Origin of the sequence: Aeromonas sp. s3 (assembly GCF_040907805.1) — a bacterium.
GTDB classification, from domain to species: Bacteria; Pseudomonadota; Gammaproteobacteria; order Enterobacterales; family Aeromonadaceae; genus Aeromonas; species Aeromonas dhakensis.
The window spans coordinates 1-26981 of the sequence record NZ_JBFOCQ010000005.1 but is presented as its reverse complement, the minus strand read 5'-3'; the positions used below and the strand labels follow the sequence as shown (position 1 = coordinate 26981).

General features: G+C 63.9%; 28 protein-coding genes. 17 read left to right on the top strand and 11 right to left on the bottom strand.

The features are described 5' to 3' along the window. Window positions 1-128: 128 nt before the first annotated feature. Both waaF and waaA read left to right on the top strand, forming a co-directional pair. Window positions 129-1238: a lipopolysaccharide heptosyltransferase II gene (waaF, locus tag AB5Y98_RS00585; protein ID WP_139433054.1), complete on the top strand. Its 1110-nt coding sequence runs from the start codon at window positions 129-131 to the stop codon at window positions 1236-1238. Window position 1239: 1 nt separating this feature from the next. Continuing rightward, the gene (gene waaA / locus AB5Y98_RS00580; protein ID WP_368231060.1) at window positions 1240-2505 is read left to right on the top strand and encodes a lipid IV(A) 3-deoxy-D-manno-octulosonic acid transferase; all 1266 of its coding nucleotides are present in this window, start codon (window positions 1240-1242) and stop codon (window positions 2503-2505) included. 65 nt (window positions 2506-2570) lie between these two features. On the opposite strand, the gene AB5Y98_RS00575 is transcribed toward waaA, so the two are convergent. Genes AB5Y98_RS00575 through AB5Y98_RS00565 form a run of 3 tightly spaced genes read right to left on the bottom strand, consistent with a single transcriptional unit; the run spans window position 2571 to window position 4651 of the window. Continuing rightward, complete coding sequence (locus AB5Y98_RS00575) at window positions 2571-3827, bottom strand: PTS ascorbate transporter subunit IIC (protein ID WP_368231058.1); 1257 nt, start codon at window positions 3825-3827, stop codon at window positions 2571-2573. Between the two features lie 60 nt (window positions 3828-3887). Then, window positions 3888-4175, bottom strand: coding sequence for a PTS sugar transporter subunit IIB (locus AB5Y98_RS00570; protein WP_005307531.1), 288 nt, complete (start codon window positions 4173-4175; stop codon window positions 3888-3890). A gap of 32 nt (window positions 4176-4207) precedes the next feature. Continuing rightward, window positions 4208-4651: a PTS sugar transporter subunit IIA gene (locus AB5Y98_RS00565; RefSeq protein ID WP_017766510.1), complete on the bottom strand. Its 444-nt coding sequence runs from the start codon at window positions 4649-4651 to the stop codon at window positions 4208-4210. A 252-nt stretch (window positions 4652-4903) separates the two neighbouring features. Here AB5Y98_RS00565 and AB5Y98_RS00560 point away from each other — a divergent pair, with 252 nt between their 5' ends. From AB5Y98_RS00560 to AB5Y98_RS00545, 4 genes are all read left to right on the top strand, one after another. Continuing rightward, the gene (locus AB5Y98_RS00560) at window positions 4904-5926 is read left to right on the top strand and encodes a LacI family DNA-binding transcriptional regulator (protein WP_017766511.1); all 1023 of its coding nucleotides are present in this window, start codon (window positions 4904-4906) and stop codon (window positions 5924-5926) included. A gap of 29 nt (window positions 5927-5955) precedes the next feature. Continuing rightward, window positions 5956-6936, top strand: a complete 981-nt coding sequence (locus AB5Y98_RS00555; protein ID WP_211027824.1) for an MDR family oxidoreductase — start codon at window positions 5956-5958, stop codon at window positions 6934-6936. A 74-nt stretch (window positions 6937-7010) separates the two neighbouring features. After that, entirely contained in the window at window positions 7011-7133 is a 123-nt protein-coding gene (locus AB5Y98_RS00550) for a hypothetical protein (protein WP_005307545.1), read from the top strand. A gap of 135 nt (window positions 7134-7268) precedes the next feature. After that, a complete protein-coding gene (locus AB5Y98_RS00545) occupies window positions 7269-7604 on the top strand; it encodes a DUF2799 domain-containing protein (protein WP_010635514.1) in 336 nt (111 codons plus the stop codon). Window positions 7605-7608: 4 nt separating this feature from the next. Here AB5Y98_RS00545 and AB5Y98_RS00540 read toward each other — a convergent pair whose 3' ends face one another. Then, complete coding sequence (locus AB5Y98_RS00540) at window positions 7609-7779, bottom strand: hypothetical protein (protein WP_005307551.1); 171 nt, start codon at window positions 7777-7779, stop codon at window positions 7609-7611. A 105-nt stretch (window positions 7780-7884) separates the two neighbouring features. Beyond that, the gene (locus AB5Y98_RS00535; protein ID WP_005307553.1) at window positions 7885-8319 is read right to left on the bottom strand and encodes a flagellar basal body-associated FliL family protein; all 435 of its coding nucleotides are present in this window, start codon (window positions 8317-8319) and stop codon (window positions 7885-7887) included. A 145-nt stretch (window positions 8320-8464) separates the two neighbouring features. Between AB5Y98_RS00535 and AB5Y98_RS00530 the strand changes: the two genes are divergently transcribed. Together AB5Y98_RS00530 and ubiA are read left to right on the top strand one after the other, a co-directional pair. Continuing rightward, window positions 8465-9001, top strand: coding sequence for a chorismate lyase (locus tag AB5Y98_RS00530; protein ID WP_005307556.1), 537 nt, complete (start codon window positions 8465-8467; stop codon window positions 8999-9001). Further along, window positions 8998-9861 carry a 4-hydroxybenzoate octaprenyltransferase gene (gene ubiA, locus AB5Y98_RS00525; protein WP_017783657.1) on the top strand — a complete coding sequence of 288 codons (864 nt, stop codon included), beginning with the start codon at window positions 8998-9000 and terminating at the stop codon, window positions 9859-9861. Before AB5Y98_RS00530 ends, ubiA begins: the two co-directional genes overlap by 4 nt. 61 nt (window positions 9862-9922) lie before the next feature. Here ubiA and plsB read toward each other — a convergent pair whose 3' ends face one another. After that, entirely contained in the window at window positions 9923-12346 is a 2424-nt protein-coding gene (gene plsB, locus AB5Y98_RS00520) for a glycerol-3-phosphate 1-O-acyltransferase PlsB (RefSeq protein WP_368231055.1), read from the bottom strand. Window positions 12347-12550: 204 nt separating this feature from the next. Between plsB and lexA the strand changes: the two genes are divergently transcribed. From lexA to AB5Y98_RS00500, 4 genes are all read left to right on the top strand, one after another. Then, the gene (lexA, locus tag AB5Y98_RS00515) at window positions 12551-13174 is read left to right on the top strand and encodes a transcriptional repressor LexA (protein ID WP_005307564.1); all 624 of its coding nucleotides are present in this window, start codon (window positions 12551-12553) and stop codon (window positions 13172-13174) included. A gap of 446 nt (window positions 13175-13620) precedes the next feature. Next, window positions 13621-13908 carry a hypothetical protein gene (locus AB5Y98_RS00510; protein ID WP_216988823.1) on the top strand — a complete coding sequence of 96 codons (288 nt, stop codon included), beginning with the start codon at window positions 13621-13623 and terminating at the stop codon, window positions 13906-13908. 211 nt (window positions 13909-14119) lie between these two features. Beyond that, window positions 14120-14746 (top strand): SCO family protein, encoded by a 627-nt coding sequence (locus AB5Y98_RS00505; RefSeq protein WP_005307570.1) that lies wholly within the window; start codon window positions 14120-14122, stop codon window positions 14744-14746. After that, window positions 14736-16157 (top strand): MATE family efflux transporter, encoded by a 1422-nt coding sequence (locus AB5Y98_RS00500; protein WP_368231053.1) that lies wholly within the window; start codon window positions 14736-14738, stop codon window positions 16155-16157. Before AB5Y98_RS00505 ends, AB5Y98_RS00500 begins: the two co-directional genes overlap by 11 nt. Before the next feature lie 28 nt (window positions 16158-16185). Here the strand turns inward: AB5Y98_RS00500 and trmL are convergent, their stop codons facing one another. The 3 genes from trmL to AB5Y98_RS00485 all read right to left on the bottom strand — a co-directional run bounded on the left by trmL (window position 16186) and on the right by AB5Y98_RS00485 (window position 18772). Continuing rightward, window positions 16186-16656 (bottom strand): tRNA (uridine(34)/cytosine(34)/5-carboxymethylaminomethyluridine(34)-2'-O)-methyltransferase TrmL, encoded by a 471-nt coding sequence (gene trmL / locus AB5Y98_RS00495; protein ID WP_005307574.1) that lies wholly within the window; start codon window positions 16654-16656, stop codon window positions 16186-16188. Window positions 16657-16724: 68 nt separating this feature from the next. Beyond that, window positions 16725-18080: an ATP-binding protein gene (locus AB5Y98_RS00490; RefSeq protein WP_005307577.1), complete on the bottom strand. Its 1356-nt coding sequence runs from the start codon at window positions 18078-18080 to the stop codon at window positions 16725-16727. Beyond that, the gene (locus tag AB5Y98_RS00485; RefSeq protein ID WP_010635506.1) at window positions 18077-18772 is read right to left on the bottom strand and encodes a response regulator; all 696 of its coding nucleotides are present in this window, start codon (window positions 18770-18772) and stop codon (window positions 18077-18079) included. Before AB5Y98_RS00485 ends, AB5Y98_RS00490 begins: the two co-directional genes overlap by 4 nt. An 86-nt stretch (window positions 18773-18858) precedes the next feature. Between AB5Y98_RS00485 and AB5Y98_RS00480 the strand changes: the two genes are divergently transcribed. From AB5Y98_RS00480 to AB5Y98_RS00465, 4 genes are all read left to right on the top strand, one after another. Further along, window positions 18859-19770, top strand: a complete 912-nt coding sequence (locus tag AB5Y98_RS00480) for a cation diffusion facilitator family transporter (protein WP_010635505.1) — start codon at window positions 18859-18861, stop codon at window positions 19768-19770. Window positions 19771-19778: 8 nt separating this feature from the next. Further along, complete coding sequence (cysE, locus tag AB5Y98_RS00475; RefSeq protein WP_005307587.1) at window positions 19779-20558, top strand: serine O-acetyltransferase; 780 nt, start codon at window positions 19779-19781, stop codon at window positions 20556-20558. Between the two features lie 21 nt (window positions 20559-20579). Next, window positions 20580-21860 (top strand): hypothetical protein, encoded by a 1281-nt coding sequence (locus AB5Y98_RS00470; RefSeq protein ID WP_368231051.1) that lies wholly within the window; start codon window positions 20580-20582, stop codon window positions 21858-21860. A gap of 237 nt (window positions 21861-22097) precedes the next feature. Next, window positions 22098-22307, top strand: a complete 210-nt coding sequence (locus tag AB5Y98_RS00465; protein WP_005307594.1) for a cell division protein ZapB — start codon at window positions 22098-22100, stop codon at window positions 22305-22307. Between the two features lie 72 nt (window positions 22308-22379). On the opposite strand, the gene elbB is transcribed toward AB5Y98_RS00465, so the two are convergent. Continuing rightward, complete coding sequence (elbB, locus tag AB5Y98_RS00460) at window positions 22380-23030, bottom strand: isoprenoid biosynthesis glyoxalase ElbB (protein WP_368231049.1); 651 nt, start codon at window positions 23028-23030, stop codon at window positions 22380-22382. Window positions 23031-23430: 400 nt separating this feature from the next. Here elbB and polA point away from each other — a divergent pair, with 400 nt between their 5' ends. Then, a complete protein-coding gene (polA, locus tag AB5Y98_RS00455) occupies window positions 23431-26181 on the top strand; it encodes a DNA polymerase I (protein ID WP_336291838.1) in 2751 nt (916 codons plus the stop codon). A 90-nt stretch (window positions 26182-26271) separates the two neighbouring features. Here the strand turns inward: polA and AB5Y98_RS00450 are convergent, their stop codons facing one another. Beyond that, window positions 26272-26811: a gamma carbonic anhydrase family protein gene (locus AB5Y98_RS00450; protein WP_010635500.1), complete on the bottom strand. Its 540-nt coding sequence runs from the start codon at window positions 26809-26811 to the stop codon at window positions 26272-26274. Window positions 26812-26981: the final 170 nt, after the last annotated feature.

The window sequence follows — 26981 nt, the reverse complement described above, 5'->3', positions numbered from 1 at the left end:
CAAATGGGTTGTTTTTTGGCGCCAGGATGCATGGCAGCGGGATCTTCTGTTATTTCTCGGGCCATTCTTCGGGCATAATCTCGGCCAGCGACGATTAACCGCAGGGCGTGGCCCTGGAGAAGTGCGAGATGAAAATATTGGTGATCGGCCCCTCCTGGGTCGGCGACATGGTGATGTCCCAGAGCCTCTACAAGGCGATCAAGGCCAACCACCCAGACAGCGAGCTGCACGTGATGGCGCCCGCCTGGTGTGGTGCCCTGCTGGAGCGGATGCCGGAGGTGGACAAGGCCATCCCGATGCCGCTCGGCCACGGCGACTTCAAGCTGGGAGCCCGCCGCCGGCTCGGCAAGCAGCTGGCGGCCGAAAAGTACGATCAGGCCATCATCCAGCCCAACTCCATGAAGTCGGCGCTGATCCCCTGGTTTGCCCGCATCCCGGTGCGTACCGGCTGGAAGGGGGAGCACCGCTTCGGCCTGCTCAACGACATGCGCAGCAACAAGTCCGCCTTTCCGCTGATGGTGGAGGCCTACCTGGCACTGGCCTACCCCAAGGCGCAGATGAAGAGCCGGGCCGACATCCCGACCATCCCCCAGCCGGCCCTCAACGTCGATCTCGTCAACCAGGAGAAGGCGCTGGCGCGGCTCGGGCTGGATCGCGCCCGTCCGGTGCTGGTGCTCTGCCCGGGGGCCGAGTTCGGCCCGGCCAAGCGCTGGCCGGAGGGCCACTACGCCGTGGTGGCGCAAAAGCACCTCGACGAGGGCTGGCAGGTGTGGATCTTCGGCTCCGGCAAGGACGCGGCGGTGGCCAATACCATCCGTGACCGGGTCAATCCGCTGTCGCGCCCCAACTGCCACGTGCTGGCGGGCAAGACCAGCCTGTACGAGGCGATCGACCTGATGGCGCTGGCCGGGCGGGTGATCGCCAACGACTCCGGCCTGATGCACGTCGCCGCCGCTCTCAACCGGCCGCTGATCGGGGTCTATGGCTCCACCTCGCCGCTCTACACCCCGCCGCTGGCGGACCGGGTCGAGATCGTCCACACCGACATCGAGTGCCGCCCCTGTTTCAAGCGCACCTGCAAGTTCGGTCACCTCAAGTGCCTGATCGAGCTGATGCCGGAGCAGGTCATCGAGGCCGGCCGCCGGCTGGAGTGCAGCGAGACGCCGGCCCCGCCGCTGGCGCCCGGCGAACCGCCCCGTTTTGTCGCCGAGCCGGGCAAGCGCGGGGAGCCGCACTAGCATGGGCTATCGGCTGCTCTACAACCTGCTGATCCACCTGGGGCTGCCGCTGGCATTGCTGGCGCTCTACAAGCCGAAGAAGGGCAAGCCCGGTTTTGGCAAGCGCTGGGCCGAGCACCTGGGGCTAACGCCCGCCACCGGGCAGGAGGCGCCGCTCTGGATCCATGCGGTGAGCGTGGGGGAGACGCTGGCCATCAGCCCCTTCATCCGCGCCCTCAAGGCCGAGCGGCCCTTCTTGCCGATCCTGCTCACCACCACCACCCGCACCGGCGCCGAGCAGGCCGCCAGGCTGGGGGATCTGGTGGAGCACCGCTACGCGCCGCTCGACTACCCCTGGGCGGTGGCGGCGTTTCTCAAGGCCGTCAAACCGCGCGCGCTCTGGGTGATGGAAACCGAACTGTGGCCGAACTGGCTGGCCGCCTGCGAGGCGCGCCACCTGCCGGTGACCATCATCAATGCCCGCCTCTCGGAGCGATCCTGCCGGCGTTACGCCCGTTTTCAGGGCGCCTTCGATGCCCTCAGCCGGCCGCTGACCCACCTGCTCTGCCAGCACCAGGACGACGCGGATCGCTTCCATCGGCTGGGGTTGGGGCGTGAGCGGCTGGCGGTGACCGGCTCCATCAAGTTCGACATCCAGCTCGATGAGCAGGTACAGGCCAAAGGTCGTGCCCTGCGCCAGCTGCTGGGGGCGGAGCGACCGGTCTGGATCGCCGCCAGCACCCATCAGGGAGAGGACGAGCAGGTGCTGGCCGCCTTCGACCGGGTGCTCGCGGCGCAGCCGTCAGCCCTGCTGATCCTGGTGCCGCGCCACCCCGAGCGGTTCGAGCGCGTGGCGGCGCTGTGCGCTCCCTACGGCTGCGTACGGCGCACCGGCGATACCCCGATCCGCGAGACGGACAAGGTCTATCTCGGCGATACCATGGGCGAGTTGCCGCTGATGCTGGCGGCGGCCGACGTGGCCTTCGTCGGCGGCAGCCTGGTCAAGGTGGGCGGCCACAACCTGCTGGAGCCTGCTGCGCTCGGCAAACCCTGCCTGAGCGGCCCCGCCTACTTCAACTTCAGCGACATCACCCGCCAGCTGGTGGCTCAGGGTGGCGCGGCCGTGGTGGCCGATGCCGCCGAGCTGGGGGAGCAGGTGAGCAGTCTGCTGGCCGACGAGAGCCGGCGCCGGGAGATGGGCGAGCAGGCTCGCGCCGTGGTGCTGCGCAACCAGGGGGCGCTGGCACGCACCCTGTCTCACTGCCTCTCCAGCTTGGAGAACGACTGAATCGGGAGTGGTGGGCATAAAAAAACGGAGCGCATGGCGCTCCGTTTTGCATTTCAGAGACCGGCTCAGCGCATGATAAGGCCAAGCAGGATCCCCACCACGCCGAAATCGGCATCGCTGAAGGTGGTGTTGGCAAAGCCGAGATCCCCCAGCACCGGCAGCAGGAACACCGGCAGGAAGGTGATCAGCAGGCCGCTGGCGAAGGCCCCCAGCATGGCACCGCGACGGCCGCCGGTGGCGTTGCCGAACACCCCGGCCGCCGCGCCGACGAAGAAGTGTGGCACGACACCCGGAATGATGACGGTGAGCCCCAGCAGGTAGAGCAGCACCATGCCCACCAGCCCGGCAGCAAAGCTCGACAGGAAGCCGATCAGCACCGCATTGGGGGCGTAGGGGAAGACGATGGGGCAGTCCAGCGCCGGCTTGGCGTTGGGCACCAGCTTGTCGGAGATCCCCTTGAAGGCCGGCACGATTTCGGCGATGACCATCCGTACCCCCTGCAGGATCACGTAGACCCCGGCGGCGAAGGTGATGGACTGCATCAGGGAGAACATGAACCAGTGCTTGCCCTTGGCGACTTCCGAGACGTAATCCGCACCGGCAAACAGAGAGGTGATGAGGAAGATGATGCCCATGGTGAAGGAGATGGCCACCGGGGTATCGCGCAGGAACAGCAGGCTCTTGGGCACCTGCACCTCTTCGCTGCTGTGGGCCTTGTTGCCGAACTTGGCGCCGATCCAGCCGGCCAGCACGTAGGAGCAGGTGGAGAAGTGGCCGAGTGCCACGTCATCGGAGCCGGTGATCTGCTTCATGTAGGGGTGGGCGAGGGCCGGGAACAGCACCATGGTCACGCCGACCACCAGGCTGCCCACCGCGATGAGCGGGATACCGCTCATGCCGCCGGCGGAGAGGATGGCCGCCACCATCATCGACATGAACAGGGTGTGGTGACCGGTCAGGAAGATGAATTTCCACGGGGTGAGCCGGGCGATCAGGATGTTCACCAGCATGGCGAAGAACATGATCATCGCCATCTCCTTGCCGAACGACTGCTGGGCGATGGAGACGATGGCCTCGTTGTTGGGGACGACCCCCTTGATGCCAAAAGCGTGCTGGAAGATGGTGGCGAAGTCGCCCAGCGAGTTCACCACTAGGGTGGCGCCGGCCCCCAGAATGACGAAGCCCATGATGGTCTTGACCGTGCCCTTGATGCACTCGGTCACCGGTTTTTTCTGGGCGATCAGGCCGATGAGGGCGATCAGGCCAACCAGCACGGCCGGCTCCGACAGCACGTCAAACATCAGAAAATTGAAAAATTCCATGGTCAGCTCCAAGCAGATGGAAGCGGCGGCTCACCGGCCGCCCAGACAGTCGCAAAGGGGTTAGAGTGCGCCCAGCTCGCGCAGGGCGATGGCGAGTTTTTCTTTCATGGCGGCCTTGTCGACCATGTTGTCCAGCGATACCAGCCGGCCGTCGACCCCCATGCTGATCAGCTGTTCGGCGATGTCGCGGGTGGCGACAAAGATCTCGGCGCTCTCGCTGCCGGCGGAAGCGAGATCCCGGTGATCCACCTCGGCCGTCACGGCCAGCTCCTTGAGAATGCTCTTGATGCTCATCTCCATCATCAAGCTGGTACCCAGGCCGTGTCCGCATACAACCAGAATCTTCATGTTCTCTTCCTCTATCGGGCGCAGGGCGCCACTCAATAACGCGCCAGGATGCGCAGGATGTCGTCTTTGCTGGTGGCCGCCATGATGGCCGCCACGTCTTCTTCATTCATGAACAGCTCGGCCAGCTGGGCGATGGTTTCCACGTGGGAGTTGCTGTCGCTGGCGGCCAGGGTGATCAGCAGCCGTACCGGGTCGTTGCCCTCGGAGCCGAAGTTGACCCCCTCCTTCAGCACGGTCAGCGCCAGTCCCAGCCGGTTGACGCCGTCTTCCGGGCGGGCGTGGGGCATGGCCAGGCCCGGGCCCAGCACGTAGTAGGGGCCGAGCTCTTCGTGGGAGCGATAGAGCGCTGCCACATAGGATGGCTCTATGGTGCCGTTGGCCAGCAGGGGGGCGGTGGCCAGCTCGATGGCGTGACGCCAGTCGCGGGCGCCCGCTTCGATGGAAATGACCTCCTCGGTTAGCAATTGGGTCAGCATGGCAGTGTCCGGGCTGGATAAGATGGCGCCAATCTAGCGATCTTGCCGGCTGATAACTGTGAGCCTGATCGCGAAAGTTAGCGCTACCAGATAGCGCTAACATCGAACTGTGATAGCGCTATCATTTCTCTCACAGAAGGGATTCATCCTGCCCCTTGTCGGCCTCAAAGGGGGTAAAATCCGGTTTGAGCAAATAGTCAGTGCCCCGCTTTTGCCTTAAAGTGAGCACCCGTATGCCGAGGAAGGGAAAGGATGTCAGAAGCGAAGAAACGCCGTAGCACGGGTCGGGTGACCCTCAACGATGTGGCCCAGCTGGCCGGCGTGGGGGCCATGACGGTGTCGCGCGCCCTGCGTACCCCCGAGCTGGTATCCGACAAGATGCGCGAGCGCATCGAGGCGGCGGTGGATGAACTCGGCTATATCCCCAACCGGGCGGCGGGGGCGCTGGCATCCGCCACCTCCCAGACCATAGTGGTGATCGTGCCCAGCCTGACCGACTGCGGCTGCGGCGAGGTGATCGCCGGGCTGCAGCAGAGCCTGCGCCGGGAGGGTTACCAGATCATGCTGGGGGATGCCCAGCACCTCAAACAGCAGGAAGAGAGCCTGCTGACCAGCTTTCTGCAGCACAATCCGGCGGCCGTGGTGCTGTTTGGCAGCGATCCCGGCGAGACCATCCGCCAGCGGCTGAAGGCGGCCCGCCTGCCGGTGGTGGAGGTGGGGGCCATGGCCCGCAGCCCCATCGACATGAACGTCGGGGTCTCCAACTTCGATGCCGGCTATCAGCTGACCCGCCACCTCATCGAGCGCGGCTACCGCAATATCGGCTTTCTCTGCGCCCGCCAGGAGCAGTGGATGCTGCAGCAGCGCATGCAGGGCTGGCAGAAGGCACTGCTGGATAACTACCTCTCCCCCGACGCCATCATCAACACCTCGGAGCGGCCCAGCTTCAGCACGGGGGCGGCCATGCTGGGGGAGTTCCTGCTGCGCTGGCCCGAACTGGATGCGCTGGTCTGCGTCAACGACGAGCTGGCGGCCGGGGTGCTGTTCGAATGTCAGCGCCGCCACCTGAACGTGCCGGGCAAACTCGCCATCGCCGGTTTCGACGATCTGGACGTGGCGCGGGCCTGCTATCCGGCCCTCACCTCGGTCCGCATCCCCTATCAGCGGATGGGGCAGGAGGCGGCCGATCTCATCTTGCGTCAGCTGGCCGGTGAACCCGTCATGGGCTCGGCGCTGACCCTCGACTTCCAGCTGCAGAAGCGGCAAAGCAGCTGATCCTTTTCACACTCATCAAAGAGGCAACCATGTTCAAGGCTCTGTTACTGGAAAACCAAGAAGGCAAGACGGTACCGACCCTCACCCGGCTGGGCGAGAGCCAGCTGCCGGAAGGAGAAGTGCGGGTGGCGGTGAGTTACAGCTCCATCAACTATAAGGACGGGCTGGCCATCACCGGCAAGGGCAAGATAGTGCGCCAGTGGCCGCTGGTGCCCGGCATCGACTTCGCCGGTACCGTGCTCGAGTCTGCCGACGACCGCTATCAGCCGGGCGACAAGGTAGTGTTGACCGGCTGGGGTGTGGGGGAAGGGCACTGGGGCGGCATGGCCGAACAGGCGCGGGTCAAGGCCGACTGGCTGGTGCCGCTGCCGGCCGGGCTGGATGAGCGCCAGGCCATGTGCATCGGCACCGCCGGCCTGACCGCCATGCTCTGCGTGCTGGCGCTGGAAGAGGCGGGAGTGACCCCGCACAGCGGCGAGATCCTGGTGACCGGCGCCGCCGGCGGGGTGGGCTCCACTGCGGTCGCACTGCTGGCCGCGCTGGGGTATCAGGTGGCGGCGCTGACCGGTCGTCCCGAGGAGCAGGGCGAGATGCTGACCGCGCTCGGTGCCAGCCGCATCGTGCCGCGCAGCGAGCTGCTGGAGCCTGCCAAGCCGCTCGAGAAGCAGCTGTGGGCCGGGGCGATCGACAGTGTCGGCAGTCAGGTGCTGGCCAAGTTGCTGGCCCAGATGAACTACGGCGGCGCCGTAGCGGCCTGCGGTCTGGCGGGTGGTTTCGATCTGCCCACCAGCGTGATGCCTTTCATCCTGCGCAACGTGCGGTTGCAAGGGGTCGACTCGGTGATGTGCCCACTGGCACGTCGCCAGCTGGCCTGGCAGCGACTGGCCCGGGATCTGCCCGCCAGCTTCTTCGCGCAGGCGGTGACCGAGATCGGACTGGAGCAGGTGGTGGAGGCCGCCGAGGCCATCACCCAGGGCAAGATTGCTGGCCGCACCCTGGTCAAACTTTGAACTCCCGCTGACTGGCGAGCTCCATTTTTCTGGATAGACTTTGAGTGCGGGTGCACTATCCAAGGAGAATGAGCATGGGTGGACACAAGCCGGATTACGACCTCGACGACGAGTGGGAGCCGGAATCCTGGGAGGACGAGCTGGATGAATGGGAAGACGAGAGCTGGCAGGACGATGACCCTCTCGACGACCAGTAATCCGCGTATTGAATACACAGGCGGGCCTCGGGCCCGCCTGTTTTTTTGGGCGGCTCACAGGAATGGGGGCGGGCACTTGGAGGCCGGCGGCGGGCTGGCTAGAATGAACTGCCCAAACGACACTCAAGGATGACTATGCGACTCTCGGTGATAGTGTTTGCCGCCCTGCTTGGGGGCTGTGCCTCCCACTCGGATGATCCGTGCGAGAAGGTGTGGAGCGAGGTGGGGGAGGCGGATGGCAAGCTGGGCCTCACCGCCGAGCGGGTCGAGTTCCATCAGGCCCAGTGCGGCGAGAAGGTGGATGCCGAGCTGTGGAAACAGGGACACCAGAAAGGGCTGGCCTGGTACTGCCGGCCGGAACATCTCTATCTGGCGGGCCGTTCCGGTGAGGAGTACCGCGGGGTCTGCCCCAACGACGTCCAGGCACGCCGGCTGTTCGAGCAGGGGCGCCAGGGCTGGACCGATCAATAGCCGGTCAGGCTTCTTTCTCTTTCAACCGCAGCGGCTGACACAGATAGCTCTTGTCGTTGGCGCTGCGGGCACACTTGCCGCAGACGAACTTGGGTTTGCGCACGATTTTGCGCAGGGTCTTGAGATCGGCCGGGATCTCGCTGCGACGCCATTCACACAGGGTCTTGTTGCCCATTCCGACTACCTCGACAACTCAGTGGGCCCTAGTGTAATCAATTTTCATTTCTAAAACAGCGAGCGGGCCCGGATGATCGCATGGCCCGCTCGTGATGAGGGGACCTTACTGATAGAGGAATTTGGTGAAGATGAGCTCGCGTATCGCCTTCTTGCCGCTCTCTTTCACCAGCAGCTCGTTGGCCCGGGTCTCGCACTCCTTGCGCAGGTCTTCACGGCTGACCAGGGACTTGATCTGATCGGCGGTCTTGCTGCCCATCAGGCGGATGATGGCGTCGCGGATCAGGGGGTCATGCTGCTCCAGCAGCTTGAGGTCGGCCTCGTTCTCGGCCATCAGCTCCACCGTCACCCGGACGTAGCCGAGGGTTTTACCGTCGCTCAGGTAGTTGGTGATGATGTCGGGATCCAGCAGGTGGTAGAGGAATCCCGGCTTGGCCGCCGCCGCTTCTCCTTCTGCGGGTGCTTCCCCCCCTTCGGAGGCATAGGCCTGGAGTGCACCGCAGCTCAGCAACAACACCAACAGAAATTTGAATAGCTTCATATGGATGGCTCATCAGCAAGAGATACCCCATTTTTGATGTTGCCATCGGGGCCGTCAAGCACGGATGTTCTTACAATTCTCGATTGATTTACGGATAATAAACCGGATTTTAACCTGATAACGGAAATCTCCGGATGGTGAAGCTGTGAAGTCCGAGTTGACTGTTCCCCTTGTCCGGCTGGAGCCCTGGCGGACTCCCGCGCAGTGCGAGCCGCCCGAGGCCTTGCTGCCCTGGTTGCTGGAGGCGGACTCCATGACCCGGCGCCTGCGTCGCCACAATCACCACTTTTCGGTGCAACTGCTCGGCAACCGCAGCGTCCCCCTCGATGCCGACGAGCAGCAGCTGGTGGCCGCCGATCATCCGGCTGGCCTGTGCCGCGAGGTGATCCTGCACGGTGATCGGGGGCCGGCCCTGCTGGGCTGGACCCTGTTCGCCGAGGCTGCCTTGCCTGACAGCGGCTTACGCGAGCTGGGCGAGCAGCCTCTGGGTGAGCGTATCTTCGGTGACGAGCCTGCCCGGCGCGATCACCTGCAACTGGCTTGTTTCGAGATTGCGAGCAATCCCTGGTGCCCGGCCGGCATCGTGTGGGGACGCCGTTCCCGTCTGTTTCTGGGGCAATGGCCACTGCTGGTCCATGAACTCTTCTTGCCCTCTCTGTCATGCAACAAGGAGCTGGAGTGAATCTGTTAACCAAGGAGCGGGGACTGGCCTACGTGCAGTTGGCTCGCATCGACAAGCCCATCGGTACCCTGCTGCTGCTGTGGCCGACCCTGTGGGCGCTCTGGCTGGCGGCCGATGGCCTGCCGGATCTCTGGACCCTGCTGGTGTTCGTGGTGGGGGTGTTTCTGATGCGCTCCGCCGGTTGCGTCATCAACGACTATGCGGATCGCAACTTCGACGGTCACGTGAAGCGTACAGCCGGCCGGCCGCTGCCCATGGGCAAGGTCAAGCCGCGGGAGGTACTGGCGCTGTTCGCCGTGCTGGCGCTCATCTCGTTCGCCCTGGTGCTGACCATGAACCCGCTCACCATAGGCCTGTCGTTCGCGGCCCTGCTGCTGGCGGTCTGCTACCCCTTCATGAAGCGCTATATCCCGATCCCCCAGCTGGTGCTCGGCATGGCCTTCTCCTGGTCTATTCCCATGGCCTACGCGGCCCAGGCCAACGCCCTGCCGGCCGTGGCCTGGCTGGTGTTTCTCGCCAACCTGCTGTGGACCATCGCCTACGACACCGAGTACGCCATGGTGGACCGGGATGATGACCTCAAGCTCGGTCTCAAGTCGAGTGCCATCCTGTTCGGCCGCCACGACAAGCGGATCATCGGCGCGCTGCAGCTGCTGACCCTGCTGATCCTGCTGCTGGTGGGCCAGCTGAGCGAGCTGGGATCCAGCTACTACTGGTCGCTGCTGGCGGCGGCGGCGCTGTTCGTCTATCAGCAGCGGCTGATCCGGGAGCGGGCGCGGGAAGCCTGCTTCCAGGCGTTCCTCAACAACAACTACGTGGGGGCGCTGATCTTCGCAGGGGTGGTGATCAACTACCTGTGAACTCGTTTTCCCCAATGAAAAAGGCCGCAACATGCGGCCTTTTTCATGGGTGTGTACCTGCTCAGGTCCGGTTGCCCGCCTGAATGGTGCGGCGGATCTTGGTGCTGAGCAGTGGCACTATGTTGTCGGCCAGCGCCTGGAAGCGGCCCAGATCCGGCTTGCAGCCCGGATCCAGATAGCCTTCGCTGCGCAGGGTGTGGATCAGGGTGCTGAACAACTTCTGGTCGAAGAACTCGGGGGCGTTGATGCCGTGCAGGGTGCCGAGGCGCTCCGCCATCATCAGGCCGTCCGCCTCCAGCTGCTCCGCCTCGATGTGGGGCTGGGCCAGCACCCGGGTCAGCACGATGGCGTAGCGTTGCAGGGTCTCCTGAATGCTCTCGGCCAAGAGCAGCAGGCGGGTCTGGTTGACCGGATTGACCCAGAAGCCGCCATCGCGGGCCTCGATCAGCTGCTGGCGCTGCAGTTCGGCCAGCAGGGCATCGATCAGCTCCGGCAGCTCATCCTCTTCGTAGCGCAGGAACAGCTCGGTCTTGAGCAGCGGGTAGATGTCGATGCAGCGGGCAACGATTTCGCTGCGGGAGATCCCCTCGCAGCGCTCGATCAGGGCCGCCACCAGCGAGGGTATGGCGAACAGATGGAGGATGTTGTTGCGGTAGTAGGTCAGCAGGATCGCCTGATAGCGGTCCAGGCTGATGATCTGCCCCAGCTTGTCCTCGCTCACCTCGAACTTGTTGAGCTCCACCGCCTGATCCAGCAGGGTCTTGGCATCCTCGGCCGGCATGGTGCTGTGCGGGCTGTAGGGCACCTGCTTGAGCAGGTCCAGATAGGTGTTGAGCTGGGCCTGCAGTTCGTCGCGGGTGAGGGCGTGGCGTTCGGCGGCCAGCAGCGCCAGTGCGCTCAGGGTCAGGCCGTTGACGGCGGCGGCGCCGTTGATGCGGGTCATCAGCAGCTCGGCCAGCTGGTTGACGGTGCCTGCCATCCACTCGGGGCGTTCCTCCTCGCCGATGTGCTCCTTCCAGGTCGGCACGTGTTCGTTGAGGTAGCTGTTGAGGGTCAGCGGCTCGCCGAAGTTGACGAAGCCGCGGCCGTAGTTGCGCAGCTTGCGCAGGATGCCGAGCACCTGCAGGAAGCTCTCCTTCTCCTTGCGGCTGCCCTTGAGCTCGTTGTGGTAGGTGTTCACCTCCATCACGTGCTCATAACCCAGGTAGACGGGGACGAAGGTGAGCGGCCGATCCAGTCCGCGCATCATGGCCTGCAGGGTCATCGCCAGCATGCCGGTCTTGGGTGGCAGCAGGCGACCGGTACGGGAGCGACCGCCCTCGGTGAAGAACTCCACCGAGTAGCCCTTGGCAAACAGCAGGTTCAGGTATTCCCGGAATACCGTGCTGTAGAGCGGGTTGCCCTTGAAGGTGCGGCGGATGAAGAAGGCGCCGCCGTGGCGGAAGATCGGGCCCGCCGGCCAGAAGTTGAGGTTGATGCCGGCCGCGATGTGGGGCGGCACCATGCCCTGGTGATAGATGACGTAGGAGAGCAGCAGGTAGTCCATGTGGCTGCGATGGCAGGGCACGTAGACGATCTCGTGACCCTCCTGGGCTAGCTGGCGCACCTTCTCGGCGCCGTTGACCGACAGGCCGCGATAGAGCTTGTTCCACAGCCAGCCGAGGAAGCTCTCGCCGAGCCGGATCAACCGGTAGGAGAAGTTGGAGGCGATCTCGTCCATGTAGCCGTGAGCCCGTTTCTGGGCTTTATCGAGGCTGATCCCCTCGCGCTGGGCCTCCTCCTCGATGGCCTGCTGGATCACGCCAGAGTCGAGCAGCTGCTTGAACAGCAGGTTGCGGTTGGGCAGCTTGGGCCCGGTGGCGGCCAGCTGCTGGCGGCTGAAGTGGGTGCGGGCCACCCGCGCCAGCTTGTGGGCGATGGCCTCGTCGGTGCCGTGCTTGTCCGCCATATAGCGCAGGGAGAGCGGCGGAGAGAAGCGCACCAGGTTCTCGCGTCCTTTCAGGATCACGATCAGCGCCTTCTTGAGGCGGTTCGGCGCCAGGCTGCTGATGATGTTCCAGCCGGAGGCCTCCTCGCCTTCCCGACCCGGGGCACGGCCCCAGAACAGGGTGACGGGCACCACCTGGATGTCCAGCGCCGGATCCTGCTTGTGCAAATCCAGCAACTGGTGGAACTCCTGCAGGAAGGGGAGCGGCTTGCTGCGTTTGCCGAACAGGGGAGGCGGACGATCCAGACAGACATAGCGCGGCAGCAGCTGGCCGTTCAGCTCCAGCGGTGTGAAGGGGCCGGGCAGACCGAGATCCTCGCAGCACTGCTGCAGGGTCATCAGGTCGGTGATCGAGCTGGTCTTCAGGGCATAGACGATGGGTCTGGCCGGATCCAGCTTGAGTTCCGTGATGGGGTTTTCCGGCAGGCTCTTGTGATTGACCAAGCCGCTGACCGGCCATTGCAAGATGGCTCTGGAAATCTTCTGTCCAAGGGACATGTGCGTCTGCTCTCCAAAAAAATGCGGCGTGAGCATAGCAAATCACCGACTGCTTGTCGCCGAGAGGTACGATGAGTCGGCTGCGCGGGATAAAAACCATGGCAAATGAACAGAGGGCCGCGACAAATGTCAGCTGCGGCTTGCCTTGGCCACTGCACTGTATATACTGCCAGTGTGCTGTATAAAAAGACAGGTGCCCATGCTATGAAACCCCTTACTCCCCGCCAGGCCGAAGTGCTGGAGTTGATCAAGGCGAACATGAACGAGACCGGCATGCCGCCGACTCGCGCCGAGATTGCCCAGAAGCTTGGTTTCAAGTCGGCCAACGCGGCCGAGGAACATCTGAAGGCCCTGGCCAAAAAGGGGGTCATCGAGATCATGCCGGGCACGTCCCGCGGCATCCGCCTGCTGCTCGAAGAGGAAGAGCAGCTGGAAGAGAGCGGTCTGCCGCTGATCGGCAAGGTGGCTGCCGGCGAGCCCATCCTGGCCCAGGAACACATCGAGAGCCACTACCAGGTGGATCCCGCCCTGTTCCATCCGCGGGCAGACTTCCTGCTGCGGGTACAGGGCATGAGCATGAAGAACATTGGCATTCTGGATGGCGACCTGCTGGCGGTGCACAAGACCCAGGAGGTACGCAACGGTCAGGTGGTGGTGGCGCGGCTCGACGAGGATGTCACCGTCAAGCGCTTCCAGCGCAAGGGCAGCCAGGTGTGGCTGCTGCCGGAGAACGAAGAGCTCTCCCCCATCGAAGTGGATCTCGCCAGCCAGCACCTCACCATCGAGGGACTGGCGGTCGGTGTCATTCGCAACGCCGACTGGATGTAATCCGTGCCAACAGGGCCTCCCATGGGAGGCCCTGTTGTTTCTGCGCTCCTTTCCCCGTGATTTCAATCAGATCCTGATACCCGGCATTTTTGTCTGCGGGCGCTCGCCGCAGGCGATTCATTTCAGATATATCATTTGGTAAGGCTGGCTCACTGGCGTGAGCCGCTCCCCGATGCTCGGCAAGACGCGCAGCTTCGCGTCGCTGGTGGCAGGAACCCCGAGGGTAGCAGGGAATAACAAGCGCTTCGCGCCCGGTGCAGGCAGCATGTGTGCCTCGCCCGGGGGCAGAGGCGTCAGCGGGATAGAAGGGAGAGTGGCCAGCAGGGCGCCGGCAGTCGGCACAACAGCGGCACACTCGCGCAGTCGACACGCGGCAGACATCGGGTCGCCCCTTGCGGTGGTGGACGGTGCCGGTCGACGTGACCTGTTGATCAAGGAGGACAGGTATGGCTTCAAGCTCGCCATGGGATCCGGGTCTGGCATCGCCCGTTTCTTCCATCACCCGTTTCATCAAGGGTAACCGGATGACCCGTTTCTACGCGCTCTGGGTGCACCACAAGGGCGCCTGCTGGACCATCTGGCTGGGGTGCCCGAAGGACAAGATCGTCCGCCTGGTGCGCCTGTTTCACAGCCATCACGAGCAGGGGTTGGCCGATGATCTCTGGACCGCTCCTGTCATCCCGCTGCGCGCCTCGAGCCGCCGCCTGCACGAGCGGCGCCGACAACATCCCTGACCCCGTTGCAACAGCCCCACCTCCCGGTGGGGCTGTCGTTTTGGGCGATCCGGCGTCGCTTTGCAGGCCCTGGCGTCATCTTCTGACCAAAGTTGGCCAGCGAACGGGCAACCGTGACAAGGGAGTGACCGGCCCGGTGCTCACTGGGTTACAATAGCCCTTTCATTCGGGCCCGGCTGGCGGGCATGTCGACGTAAAGAGTTTGTTTTTTATGGTGAAACCACGTTACCCCTTGCTGTTTCTGCTGCTGGTCGGGGGCATGATGGGCGGTTTTTACTGGAGCCAGCCCTCCCTGCCCGAGCACGCCGACTACTACCCGGCGGGGCGGGACATCAATCCGTTTGCCTTCACCGATCAGGATGGTCAGCCCTTCGTGCCGGCCAGCCTGACCGGCCACTGGACCTTCCTGTTCGTCGGCTACACCTTCTGTCCCGACATCTGCCCGACCACCCTGGCGGACCTGCGTTCCGTCTATCCCGAGCTGAAGAAGATCGCTCCGAGCAGCCAGGTGGTGTTCATCTCGGCGGATCCCCAGCGGGACGACGTGGCCCGCCTCAAGACCTACACCGCCTTCTTCAACCCGGAGTTCAAGGCGGCGACCGGCCCCCACGACAAGCTGTTTCCCTTCGTGCGCAATCTGGGGCTCATCTACTCCATCGCCGATCAGGGGGAGAAGGATTACCTGATCGACCACTCCGCCTCCATCGTGCTGATCAATCCGGCCGGCAAGTTGGAGGCCGTGTTTCGCCCTCGTCTGAGCGAGGACGGGGTGCCCAGGGTGGTGATGGCGAGCATGGTGTCGGACTTTGCCAGGATAGTGCGGCTGGATGGCGAATAGTGATGAGCAACGGACGTCCTCCGGCATGTTGACCCCCGTCTGGTGGCGAGACGGGCGGCGCCATCGCGCCGTGTTTGCCCTCGCCCTGCCCATGGTCTTCTCCAATGTCACCACCCCACTGCTGGGACTGGTGGACACCTGGGTGATCGGTCATCTCGGCCAGGCCTGGTTCCTCGGCGGCGTGTCGGTCGGCGCCACCCTCATCAACCTACTGTTCTGGCTGCTCGGCTTCCTGCGGATGTCCACCACCGGCCTGACCGCCCAGGCCCATGGCGCCAGCAGCCCGGCCGGCCAGCTCGACACCCTGGCCAGGGCGCTGGGTCTCGCCATCGCACTGGGGCTGGCGTTGTTGCTGCTGTTGCTGCCGTCGCTCCCCACCCTCATCGCCCTCAGCGGCGGCTCCGCCGAGGTGCAGCACTATGCCGCCGAGTACGTCTCGGTACGGATCTGGAGCGCTCCGGCGGCGCTCTGCAACCTGGTGATCATGGGCTGGTTGCTGGGCATGCAGGATGCGCGCAGCCCCATGTTGCTGCTGATCTTCACCAACCTGGTCAACATGGGGCTCGATGCTTGGTTCGTGCTGGGGCTGGGCTGGCAGGTGAAGGGGGTCGCTGGCGCCTCGCTGCTGGCGGACTACAGCGCGCTCGGGTTGGGACTCTGGCTGGTGAGCCGTCACCTGCGTCGGTTGGCGCCGACGGCGTGGCAGGGGGCCTGGCAGCGCTGGCGCCAGTGGCCCGCGTTGCTGCGGTTGCTGGCCCTGAACCGGGATATCTTCATCCGCTCCCTCTGCCTGCAGCTCTGTTTCGCCTTCATGACCCTGCAGGGGGCCAGGCTGGGAGACGTGGCGGTGGCCGCCAATGCGGTGCTGCTCAACTTTTTGATGCTCATCTCCTACGGGCTGGACGGCTTCGCCTATGCGGTGGAGGCCATGGTGGGGCGCGCCATCGGACGTCGGGATCGGCAGGGACTGCGGGAGGCCATCGGCCTCAACCTCGGCTGGGCGCTGCTGATTGCGCTGGGCTTCAGCCTGCTGTTTGCGCTGGGGGGCCGCCGCCTGATTGGGTACATCACTGATCTGCCGGCGGTGATCGCCGCGGCCAACGCGCAGCTGCCCTGGCTCATCGCCATGCCGCTGCTGGCGGTCTGGTGTTTCCTGCTGGACGGGGTCTTCATCGGGGCGACCCGGGCCCGGGAGATGCGCAACAGCATGCTGGTGGCGGCCCTCGGCGGCTTCTTCCCGGTCTGGTGGCTCTGTCAGGGCTGGGGCGTGGCGGCCTTGTGGGCCGCGATGGCGGCCCTGATGGCGGGGCGGGGACTGACGCTGGGCTGGCTCTGCTGGCAGCTGGAGCGCGATGGTCGGCTGCTCCACTCACCCCACGAGGCGGGGGAGGCGCAGCAGGCCTCCTCCTGAGCCCGCTATCTAGCCAGGCAGGTCCGGTTCAGACCTGCAGCGAACCGGGGTAGCCCAGCTGGCGCCAGCTTTCGTAGACGAATACCGCCACCGCGTTGGAGAGATTGATGCTGCGGCTCTGGGGCAGCATGGGGATGCGCAGCCGCTGTTCGAACGGCAGGCTCTCGATGATCTCGATGGGCAGGCCGCGGCTCTCGGGCCCGAACAACAGGGCATCCCCGGCGGCAAACTGCACTGCCGAATGGGCGGTGCGCCCCTTGGTGGTGCAGGCAAATACCCGCGTCGGCGCCACCGCCGCCAGGAAGGCCTCGAAGTTCGGCCAGCGCTTCACCTCGGCGAACTCGTGATAGTCGAGCCCCGCCCGTTTCACCCGTTTGTCATCCCACTCGAACCCCAGCGGCTCTATCAGGTGCAGCCGATAGCCGGTGTTGGCACAGAGGCGGATGATGTTGCCGGTGTTGGGCGGAATTTCCGGTTGGTAGAGCACGATGTCGAGCATGACGGCGTCCTGATGGGGCGAAAAGGGCGCCAGCATACCCAGCGCCCGGGCGGATGAAAAGGGCCTGCTCAGCCGATGGGCAGGCGGATGGTGATGGTCAGCCCGGCCGGGTGGTTGCTGCTGGCGCGGATGGTGCCGCCGTGGCGCAGGATGGCCTCCGCGGCGATGGCCAGCCCCAATCCGGTACCGCCGGTCTTGGCGTTGCGGGCGTCATCCACCCGGAAGAAGGGCAGGAACAGCTGCGGCTGCTGCTCCACCGGTACGCCGGGGCCGTCGTCGCGGATGGTCATCACCCACTCCCGACCCTCCCGGTACCAGTCCACCTTGATGAACTCGCGGGCATATTTGAGCGCGTTGCGCAGCGGGTTTTCCAGCGCCCTGGCCAGCAGATCGGGCCACATCCGTAGGGAGTCGGTGGGCAGCGGCGGCAGCCGGAGCTGCTTGCCGCTCTGATTTGCCTCGAACATGGCGTCGTCCAGGATGGGCTCCAGCAGGTCGGCCAACGGCATCACCACCGGCGCCTCCACATGTTGTTGCACCCGCGACAGATCGAGCAGGTCACCGATCAGCTTGTCGAGCCGGCCTATCTCCGATTCGATCCGGGCCAGCTCGTTGCTGTCACCCTGCTTGCGGCGGATCAGCGCCTGCGCCAGCTGGATGCGGGTGAGCGGACTGCGCAGCTCGTGGGAGATGTCGGAGAGCAGCTGTTTCTGCTTCTGGATCATGTTCTTGAGGGTATCGACCATGTGGCTGACGTGATCCGCCAGCTGGCCTATCTCGTCCCGCCGCCCCAGGTTGGGGATCTGCGCCTCCAGATTGCCCTCCGCCAGTTGGGAGACCGACTGCTGCAGTTGCAGGATGGGGCGGGTCAGCCGCCAGGCCAGCAGCAGGCAGAGCGGGGTGCTGACCAGCATGGCGATGCCGAGGATCTGGATCGGGTGATCCAGGATCTGGATGAACAGGAACAGATAGGAGTTCTCGACGTTGAGGCCGAAGTAGACGTGGTAGATCTGGCCGCGATGCTCCATCTGGAAGGGGCCGGCGATGGCCCGCTTGTGCTCGCTGCCCAGCATGGGCTTGGCCGGGTTGTCCGAATCGAGCATGAAACGGACCACGAACTTGCTCAGGCGGGTGCTGGACTGCATCTGTCCCTTGGCATCGCGCAGGTAGATGTTGTCCACCGGCAGCAGGCCGGCGGCGTCGATGGCCTGGGCCAGATCGAAATCCTGAGTGGGGTCCGCCCCCTTCTGCAGCGCCTTCAGATTGTTGTTGAGGCGGGCGATCTCGTGGGCCGGCAGCGGGATGATGTTGCGGGGATCCAGGGTCGGCAGGATCACCACGGCGGCCACCACCAGCAACAGCATGAACCAGAACCAGAGGAAGATCTGGGTGGAGAGACCGTTGAAGGTGCGGGCCGTTCTCATGCCTGTTCCAGCCACAGGTAACCACGGCCGCGCACCGTCTTGAAGCGGGGCTGGCCGTCGGTGCGCTCAGGCAGCTTCTTGCGCAGGTTGCTCAGGTGCATGTCGATGGCGCGATCGAAGGGCTCCAGCTTCTTGCCGAGCACCAACTCGGAGAGCTGGCTCTTGCTGACGATCTGGCCCGGGTTGCGCAACAGGCACTCCAGCAGGCCGAATTCGGTGGCGGTCAGCTCCAGCAGATCGCCGTGGCAGCTGGCCTGCTGCAGGCCGGGCTGCAGTACCAGATCCATGAAGCGCACCTCGTCCGAACTGCCGCCGCGCTGGGGCTGGCTGCCCTGGGTGCGGCGCAGGATGGCACGCACCCGGGCCAGCAGCTCCCGGTCATCGAACGGCTTGGCCAGGTAGTCGTCGGCCCCGGCCTCCAGACCGTTGACCCGATCCTGGCTGTCGCCGCGGGCGGTCAGCATCAGCACCGGGGTGTCGTGGGTCTTGCGCAGCCGGGTCAGCATGGCGAAGCCGTTGAGCTTGGGCATCATCACGTCCAGCAGGACCAGGTTGAAGTGCTGTTCGGCCAGCCGCTGCAACCCCTCTTCGCCATCCTCGGCGACGGTCACCTGGAAGCCTTCCAGGGTCAGAATTTCGGTGAGCAACTGGGTCAGCTCGAGATCGTCGTCGACCAGGAGTATTTTGTGCATCTGAAGTCATTCCGCTGATTTTTCGCGCCAGACTGGCGCAGGGGTCAGGGTATAATAGATTTTTAACCGCAAGAGGAAAGTCGGTTTTGAGCCATCAACAATATTCCCGCTGGGTGACGCTGGCCAGCATGGCCGCCGTCACCACCGCTACCCTGCTGATCACCGGCAAGCTGATCGCCTGGCTGATGACCGACTCCTCGAGCCTGCTGGCCTCCCTCACCGACTCCTTTATGGATGTGAGCGCCTCCATCATCAACCTGCTGGCCATCCGTTATGCCCTGTCACCGGCCGACGACGAGCATCGCTTCGGTCACGGCAAGGCGGAGTCGCTGGCCGGGCTGATCCAGTCAGCCTTCATCTCGGGCTCCGCGCTGCTGCTGGTGATGCACGGCATCTCCTCCCTGCTCAAGCAGGCGCCGCTGGAGCGGCTCGAGGCGGGTCTGTGGGTCAGCGGTGGCTCCATCGTGCTGACTCTGCTGCTGGTCAGCTTCCAGAGTTTCGTCATCCGCAAGACCAACAGCGTGGCCATCAAGGCCGACATGCTGCACTACCGCTCCGATCTGCTGCTCAACGGCGGCGTGCTGCTGGCACTGGTGCTGGCGGGGCAGGGCTGGTACTGGGCCGACGGCCTCTTTGCCATCCTGATCGGGCTGTTCCTGCTGTGGGGGGCGTTGCACATCGGTTATGAATCGGTGCAGGCGCTGCTCGATCGTCAGTTGCCAGCCGAGGAACAAGCGAGAATAATGGCCCTCTGCTGTGCCGTCGAAGGTGTACACGGGGTGCATGATCTGCGCACCCGCCAGTCCGGTCCGACCCGCTTCGTGCAGTTGCATCTGGAACTGGACGATCAGCTCCCTCTGGTCAAGGCCCATCAGATTGCCGATGAAGCCGAACTGGCGGTTCGTCAGGCATTCGAGCGCATGGATGTCATCATCCACATGGACCCCATCTCCGTGGTGCACAAGGAACAGCAAGGCACTCCCTCAGAACAACAGTAGGCTGCAACATGGATGATCTGGTTGCCAGAACCTGGCAAAAAATTCAGCAAGAAGCGGCGAGCATGGCGACCGAAGAGCCCATGCTGGCCAGCTTCTTCCACTCCACCATTCTCAATCACAAGAACCTGCGTTCGGCCCTCAGCTTCCAGCTGGCCAACAAGCTCGACAGCGCCACCATGCCCGCCATCGCCCTGCGCGAGGTGATCGAGCTGGCCCTGCGCAGCGAGCCCGAGCTGCTGACCATGGTCGCCGCCGACATCTGCGCGGTGCAGGAGCGCGACCCGGCGGTCGATCTCTTCTCCACCCCGCTGCTCTATCTCAAGGGGTTCCACGCCCTGCAGGGCTATCGGGTTGCCAACTGGCTGTGGCGCCAGGGGCGTCGTTCGCTGGCGCTCTACCTGCAGAACCAGATCTCCGTGGTGTTCGGGGTGGACGTGCACCCGGCCGCCCGCATCGGCAAGGGCATCATGTTTGACCACGCCACCGGCATAGTGGTGGGTGAGACGGCGGTGATCGAGGACGATGTCTCCATTCTGCAGAGCGTCACCCTGGGTGGTACCGGCAAGGAGAGCGGCGATCGCCATCCCAAGATCCGGGAAGGGGTGATGATTGGGGCGGGCGCCAAGGTGCTCGGCAACATCGAGGTGGGCATGGGCGCCAAGATCGGCGCCGGCAGCGTGGTGATCAACCCGGTGCCGCCGCACACCACAGTGGCGGGTGTGCCCGCCAAGATCGTGGGCCGTCCGGAGTGCGAGAAGCCGTCGCTGGACATGGATCAGTGTCTCTGATCCCCTGACCGAGGCGAGTCGATGGCCAAGCGCTGGTCGGGTTATCTGATCCTGGGGATGTGGCTGCTCAACCTGCTGCACCTCTATCTGGGGCTCTCCCCCTGGCCGGCGGCCATCGCCGCCTGGGGAGCCTCCCTGCTCACCTGGCCCTGGCTGGTGGGGGCGGCGCGCCGTCAGGCGCTGGCCCTGTACGGGGCGGCACTGGCGCTGCTGATCTTCTCCTGCTGGCAAGGCGCCAGCCTCCGGCCGGCGGACTGGCTGCTGCCCAACATCAACATGCTCACCATGTTTGCGGCGGTGAGCACCCTCAATCTCGCCACCTCGGGCCTGCTGACCGGCACCACCTCATGGCAAGGGCGCAAGGGGCTGTGGAGCACCATGGCCAGCCTCAACCTGCTGGGGGCCGTCATCAACCTCTCGGTGCTGTTCATCATCGGCGATCGGCTGGAACGGGGCGGCACCCTGGAGCGGCGTCAGGTACTGGTGCTGAGCCGGATCTTCTGTGCCGCGGCCTTCTGGTCCCCCTTCTTCGTCGCCATGGCGGTGGCGCTCACCTATGCCCCCGGTCTGCAGCTGTCGCAGATCCTGCCGTTCGGGCTGGTGGCGACCCTGCTGGCGATGGGGTTGACCGCCTGGCAGGTGGAGCGGCTGGGGGGGGCGGATTTTGCCGGCTACCCGCTGCGGCTGCAGACCCTGGGGCTGCCGGTCGCCCTGGCCGGGCTGGTGCTGCTGATCAAGCAGATCTGGCCGGATCTCGGCATCCTGGCGGTGATCGCCCTGGTGGCGCCACTGCTGGCGTTTGCCTTTATGCCGAGCGCGGGGCGAGGCCCTGCCCTCAAGCGGCAGGTGGTGGAGCGCTTTCCCGCCATCGGCGGTCAGATTGTGCTGTTTCTGGGGGCCGGCCTGCTGGCTGCCGGCATCAACAGCGCCTTGTCGGTGCTCGAGCTGGGCGGCGGCCACGGCTTGCCCTTCTTCCATCACTTCGGCTGGCTGGAGGCCTCGCTCACCCTGCTGCTGATCCTGCTGGTGGCCATCGTCGGAGTACACCCGCTCATCAGCATCTCCGGGCTGGCGCCGCTGCTGTGGCCGCTGGCGCCGGATCCCAGCCTGCTCGGCATGACCTTTTTGCTGGGGTGGGGGCTGGCCACCGGCACCAGCCCGCTCTCCGGCTCCAACCTGGCGCTGGCCTCCCGTTACAACCTAAGTGCCGGGGCCATTTTGCGCGGCAACCTGCTCTACGGCCTGCTGATGTACGGGGTTGCCTGTCTGCTGCTGGGGGCCTATATCGCCCTGCATGGCTGAGGCGTCCGGTTGATGTGAATAGGGGAGCAGATCGGGCGCAATGGCGGCTTGTGCGGACCCAGCCGTGGCCCCGGCGCAGGATGCGAGAAAAATAGACGCATATTTAGTCAATACATCCATGGAAGGCGCATTTTACAGCGCACCGGCTTGTTTGTGCCGATGCCATCAGGGTATGCTGGCTTCACGCGCTTGAATCGCCCTCTGTGGGGCATCGCAATTGAACATACAGGTATGCATATGTCACTAGAAGTCCTTGAGCAACTCGAATCCAAAGTACAATCCGCCGTCGACAACATCTCCCTGCTGAAGATGGAGCTGGACGAGCTGAAAGAGCAGAACAGCAAGCTGCAAGACGAGAACCATCAGCTGCGCAACGAGCACGTTGCCTGGCAAGAGCGTCTGCGTGCCCTGTTGGGCAAGATGGATCAGATGGGCGAAAGCATCTAATCCGTCGCTATACGCGAGAATTGAAAACGGGCCGCTCCATGAGCGGCCCGTTTGTTTGGGTCAGGCTGGCAATCAGAGTGCCAGCAGCTGCTTGACGGTCTTCTCGATGCCGTCCGCGGCTTCCACTATATTGCTGGCCAGCATGTAGGCGGGAGTGGAGATCACCTTGCGCTCCTGATCCACCACGAACTCGTTGACCGGGCAGTTGAGGTGGCTGCCCCCCATCGCCTCGATGGCGTTGGCGGTGCCCTCGTCGTGGCCTATGGTGGCCAGGGTGCCGGCGCCGTAGATGAGCGGAATCATGGCTGGCGCGATGCAGATGTAAGCCGCCGGCTTGTTGGCCCTGGCAAAGCTCTGGCAGGCCTTCAGCACATCCGGCTGGATCTGGCACTCGGCTCCCTTGATGGCGAAGTCGCACAGGTTCTTGGCGGCGCCGAAGCCGCCCGGCACCAGCAGGGCATCGTAGTCGGCTGCATCCAGCTCTGCCACGTCCTTGATCTGGCCGCGGCAGATGCGGGCTGCCTCGACCAGCACGTTGCGGCTCTCTCCCTCGCTCACTTCCCTGCTCAGGTGGTTGACGACATGGAGCTGCGGAACATTGGGCGCGAAGCATTGAACCGTTGCTCCCTGACGGGCCAGTGCCAGTAGACTGATCACGGCCTCGTGGATTTCGGCCCCGTCAAAGACGCCACAGCCACTCAAGATCACGGCCACTTTTTTCATGACAGACTCCTCGTTGTTGAAAATGTGAGCCAGGATGGATTGTTGTACTTTTGTATGGTTATCGTTCGTCCTCCGCTGGTCAAGTCATCTTGCTGTGCTAGGATTGTTTCGTTTCGGATCCTGCCGCGTTTACTCCCTTAAATCTTTTTCCACATTGATCGAGATCATTTCAACGGTCTGGCGATCGGTTTTAACGATCTCAAATCATTGTTATATATGCGATTTTCATTTTTTATCCACAGTGGTTTCACTGTGCTTCATCAATCACTCCATTTTTGAGCACAGAGTTATCCACAGAGTGGCAGTCGATGAGGAGCCCTCGGCCGGGTCACCCCCCCTCTTGGTGTGAGGGGGGCCCTGTGGCATCCTAGCGGCTGTTTATCTCTGGCAGGACGATTTCATGGCCCCTAGCAATCCCCTTATTCTGGTCGACGGCTCCTCTTATCTTTACCGCGCCTTCTTTGCCTCTCAGCAGGCCGATCTGCGCACCTCGACCGGTTTGCCGAGCGGCGCCGTCCGCGTCATGGCCAACATGATGCGCAGCCTGCGCAAGCAGTACCCCGACTGCCATGTGGCCGTGGTGTTCGATGCCAAGGGCAAGACCTTCCGCGACGACATCTATCCCGAATACAAGGCCAACCGGGCCAGCATGCCGGATGATCTGCGCAGCCAGGTGGCCCCCATCCACCAGATGATCAAGGCGATGGGTTTCCCCTTCCTGATGGTGGAGGGAGTGGAGGCGGACGACGTGATCGGCACCCTGGCCCGCCAGGCGACCGAGAAACAGCTGCCGGTGCTGATCAGCACGGGGGACAAGGACATGGCGCAGCTGGTCTCCGACCATGTCACCCTGATCGACACCATGAAAGATGTGAAGACCGATCGGGAAGGGGTGATCGAGAAGTTCGGTGTACCGCCCGAGCTCATCATCGACTACCTGGCCCTGATGGGAGACAAGGTGGACAACATCCCCGGCATGACCGGCGTCGGCGAGAAGACCGCGCTGGCCCTGCTGCAGGGGATCGGTAGCATCGACGAGATCGCCGCCAACCTCGACAAGGTCGCTGCCCTCGGCTTTCGCGGCTCCAAGGCGTTTGCCGACAAGTTCCGCGAGCAGGAGGAGCAGGTGCGCCTCTCCTATGTGCTGGCCACCATCAAGACCGACGTGGCGCTGGAGCAGAGCCTGGAAGAGCTGGAGCTCGGCCCCATCGACAAGGAGGCGCTGCTGGCGGTCTATCGCGAGTATGAGCTGCGCAACCTGATCAAAGAGCTGGAGTCCGGTGGCGAGGAGAGCGGCGCCGAGGGTGATGAGGAAGGCGCCGCCCCGGCTGCCGCCATCGAAACCGACTACCGCTGCATTCTGGATGAGGCCGAATTTGATGAGTGGCTGGCACGCCTGCAGGCGGCGCCGCTGTTTGCCTTCGACACCGAGACCACCAGTCTCGACTATATGGAGGCGCGGGTGGTTGGCGTCTCCTTTGCCATCGAACCGGGCAAGGCGGCCTACGTGCCCTTCGGTCACGACTATCTGGGGGCGCCGGTACAGCTGACCGAGGCCATGGTGCTCGGCAAGCTCAAACCGCTGCTGGAAGATGCGGCCCGGCTCAAGGTGGGGCAGAACCTCAAGTACGATCGCAACGTGCTGCTCAATCACGGTATCGAGCTGCAGGGCATCGCCTATGACACCATGCTCGAGTCCTATGTGCTCAACTCCACCGCCAGCCGTCACGACATGGACTCGCTGGCCCGCAGGTATCTGAACGTCGAGACCATCTCGTTCGAAGAGATCGCCGGCAAGGGGGTGAAGCAGCTCACCTTCAACCAGATTGAACTGGAGCAGGCGGCCCCCTACGCGGCGGAAGATGCCGACATCACCCTGCGTCTGCATCAGGCGCTGTGGGGCAAGCTCTCTGCGGAGCCGGGTCTCGCCAAGGTGTTCAGCGAGATCGAACTGCCGCTGCTGCCGGTGCTGGCGCGGATGGAGCGACTCGGTACCACCATCGAGCCCAAGCTGCTGCATCAGCAGAGCCAGGAGATCGAAGTGCGGCTGGCAGAGCTGGAGAAGCAGGCTCACGAGCTGGCCGGGCAGGAGTTCAACCTCTCCTCGCCCAAGCAGCTGGGGGAGATCCTCTTCACCAAGCTGGGACTGCCGATCATCAAAAAGACCCCCAAGGGAGCGCCATCCACTGCGGAAGAGGTGCTGGCTGAGCTGGCGGAGACCTATGAGCTGCCGCGTCTGCTGATGGAGCACCGTGGTCTGGCCAAGCTTAAATCCACCTACACCGACAAGCTGCCGCTGATGATCAAGCCGCAGACCGGGCGGGTGCACACCTCCTATCACCAGGCGGTGGCGGCGACCGGGCGGCTCTCGTCCACCGACCCCAACCTGCAGAACATCCCGGTGCGCAACGAACAGGGGCGTCGCATTCGGCAGGCCTTCATCCCGTGCGCCGGTTACAAGCTGGTGGCGGCGGACTACTCACAGATCGAGCTGCGCATCATGGCCCACCTCTCCGGTGACAAGGGGCTGCTGACCGCTTTCGCCGAGGGCAAGGACATCCACAAGGCGACCGCCGCAGAGGTATTCGGGGTTGAACTTGATGCGGTGACCAGCGACATGCGTCGCAGCGCTAAGGCGATCAACTTCGGCCTCATCTACGGCATGAGCGCCTTCGGTCTGGCCAAGCAGCTGGGGATCGGCCGTGCCGAGGCGCAGAAGTACATGGATCTCTACTTCGAGCGCTACCCGGGCGTGCTGGAGTACATGGAGCGCACCCGCCAGCAGGCGGAAGCCCAGGGCTATGTCGAAACCCTGTTTGGTCGCCGCCTCTATCTGCCGGACATCAAGTCGCGCAATGCCGGTCTGCGCAAGGCGGCCGAACGGGCCGCCATCAACGCCCCCATGCAGGGTACGGCCGCCGACATCATCAAGCGCGCCATGATCAACGTGGATGGCTGGATCCGCGGGGTTGAAGACCAGTCGATCCGCATGCTGATGCAGGTGCACGATGAACTGGTGTTCGAGATCCGCGAAGAGAAGCTGGAGGAGTACATTGCCATCATCAAGGAGAAGATGTCAGCCGCCGCCGAGCTGCATGTGCCGCTGGTGGTCGAAGCAGGCACCGGTGACAACTGGGATCAGGCCCACTGATCCCCTGTCAGTCGTCATCGACACCTATATAGCTATATAAAAAGCGAAGCCCGGCCTCATGCCGGGCTTCCTGTTTGTGACTATCTGGATTCAGACCTCTTGCAGGTATTCGTCCTTGAGCAGGACATAGTTGTCGGCCGAGGTTTTGAGGAAGGCGATCTCGGCCGGCTTGAGAGGGCGCGCCTGCTTGATGGGATTGCCCATATAAAGAAAGCCGGCCTCGAGTCGCTTGCCCGGTGGCACCAGGCTACCGGCACCGATCATCACATCATCTTCGACCACGGCCCCGTCCAGCAGGATGGCACCCATGCCGACCAAGACCCGGTTGCCGATGGTGCAGCCATGCAGCATCGCCTTGTGGCCGACCGTGACATCTTCCCCGATCAACAACGGATAGCCGGCCGGGTTGCTGGCACTCTTGCGCGTCAGGTGCAGCACTGTGCCGTCCTGAATGTTGCTGCGGGCACCGATGCGGATATGGTTGACGTCCCCTCTGGCGGCCACCATGGGCCAGATGCTGGCATCGTCACCCAGCTGGATATCGCCCACCAGGGTGGCGCAGGGGTCTACATATACCCGTTTGCCCAGTTGCGGGCGTTTTCCCTTGTAAGGTCTCAGTCGCAAGTCCATCTTGGCCTCCTTGTTTTCGGCCATTCTAGCAATTCGGTGCTGGTTTCTGTGGATAAGTTTGTATAAAAGCTGTGCTTGGATATGAATAACTAAAAAAGTGCAGTTTTTTGCAATTTTATTGCAGGGGAGGGGTTGCCAGAACGAATTCACTCCCTATAATGCGCCTCCAT

Coding starts and splice junctions, on each gene's coding strand:
- waaA (WP_368231060.1), top strand. CDS start 1,240: ATGGGCTATCGGCTGCTCTACAACCTGCTGATCCACCTGGGGCTGCCG.
- AB5Y98_RS00545 (WP_010635514.1), top strand. CDS start 7,269: ATGCGACTCTCGGTGATAGTGTTTGCCGCCCTGCTTGGGGGCTGTGCC.
- AB5Y98_RS00465 (WP_005307594.1), top strand. CDS start 22,098: ATGTCACTAGAAGTCCTTGAGCAACTCGAATCCAAAGTACAATCCGCC.
- AB5Y98_RS00450 (WP_010635500.1), bottom strand. CDS start 26,811: ATGGACTTGCGACTGAGACCTTACAAGGGAAAACGCCCGCAACTGGGC.
- trmL (WP_005307574.1), bottom strand. CDS start 16,656: ATGCTCGACATCGTGCTCTACCAACCGGAAATTCCGCCCAACACCGGC.
- AB5Y98_RS00485 (WP_010635506.1), bottom strand. CDS start 18,772: ATGCACAAAATACTCCTGGTCGACGACGATCTCGAGCTGACCCAGTTG.
- lexA (WP_005307564.1), top strand. CDS start 12,551: ATGAAACCCCTTACTCCCCGCCAGGCCGAAGTGCTGGAGTTGATCAAG.
- polA (WP_336291838.1), top strand. CDS start 23,431: ATGGCCCCTAGCAATCCCCTTATTCTGGTCGACGGCTCCTCTTATCTT.
- waaF (WP_139433054.1), top strand. CDS start 129: ATGAAAATATTGGTGATCGGCCCCTCCTGGGTCGGCGACATGGTGATG.
- elbB (WP_368231049.1), bottom strand. CDS start 23,030: ATGAAAAAAGTGGCCGTGATCTTGAGTGGCTGTGGCGTCTTTGACGGG.
- AB5Y98_RS00535 (WP_005307553.1), bottom strand. CDS start 8,319: ATGAAGCTATTCAAATTTCTGTTGGTGTTGTTGCTGAGCTGCGGTGCA.
- AB5Y98_RS00575 (WP_368231058.1), bottom strand. CDS start 3,827: ATGGAATTTTTCAATTTTCTGATGTTTGACGTGCTGTCGGAGCCGGCC.
- AB5Y98_RS00505 (WP_005307570.1), top strand. CDS start 14,120: ATGGTGAAACCACGTTACCCCTTGCTGTTTCTGCTGCTGGTCGGGGGC.
- AB5Y98_RS00470 (WP_368231051.1), top strand. CDS start 20,580: ATGGCCAAGCGCTGGTCGGGTTATCTGATCCTGGGGATGTGGCTGCTC.
- AB5Y98_RS00490 (WP_005307577.1), bottom strand. CDS start 18,080: ATGAGAACGGCCCGCACCTTCAACGGTCTCTCCACCCAGATCTTCCTC.
- cysE (WP_005307587.1), top strand. CDS start 19,779: ATGGATGATCTGGTTGCCAGAACCTGGCAAAAAATTCAGCAAGAAGCG.
- AB5Y98_RS00565 (WP_017766510.1), bottom strand. CDS start 4,651: ATGCTGACCCAATTGCTAACCGAGGAGGTCATTTCCATCGAAGCGGGC.
- AB5Y98_RS00570 (WP_005307531.1), bottom strand. CDS start 4,175: ATGAAGATTCTGGTTGTATGCGGACACGGCCTGGGTACCAGCTTGATG.
- AB5Y98_RS00550 (WP_005307545.1), top strand. CDS start 7,011: ATGGGTGGACACAAGCCGGATTACGACCTCGACGACGAGTGGGAGCCG.
- AB5Y98_RS00500 (WP_368231053.1), top strand. CDS start 14,736: ATGGCGAATAGTGATGAGCAACGGACGTCCTCCGGCATGTTGACCCCC.
- AB5Y98_RS00510 (WP_216988823.1), top strand. CDS start 13,621: ATGGCTTCAAGCTCGCCATGGGATCCGGGTCTGGCATCGCCCGTTTCT.
- plsB (WP_368231055.1), bottom strand. CDS start 12,346: ATGTCCCTTGGACAGAAGATTTCCAGAGCCATCTTGCAATGGCCGGTC.
- AB5Y98_RS00555 (WP_211027824.1), top strand. CDS start 5,956: ATGTTCAAGGCTCTGTTACTGGAAAACCAAGAAGGCAAGACGGTACCG.
- AB5Y98_RS00560 (WP_017766511.1), top strand. CDS start 4,904: ATGTCAGAAGCGAAGAAACGCCGTAGCACGGGTCGGGTGACCCTCAAC.
- AB5Y98_RS00540 (WP_005307551.1), bottom strand. CDS start 7,779: ATGGGCAACAAGACCCTGTGTGAATGGCGTCGCAGCGAGATCCCGGCC.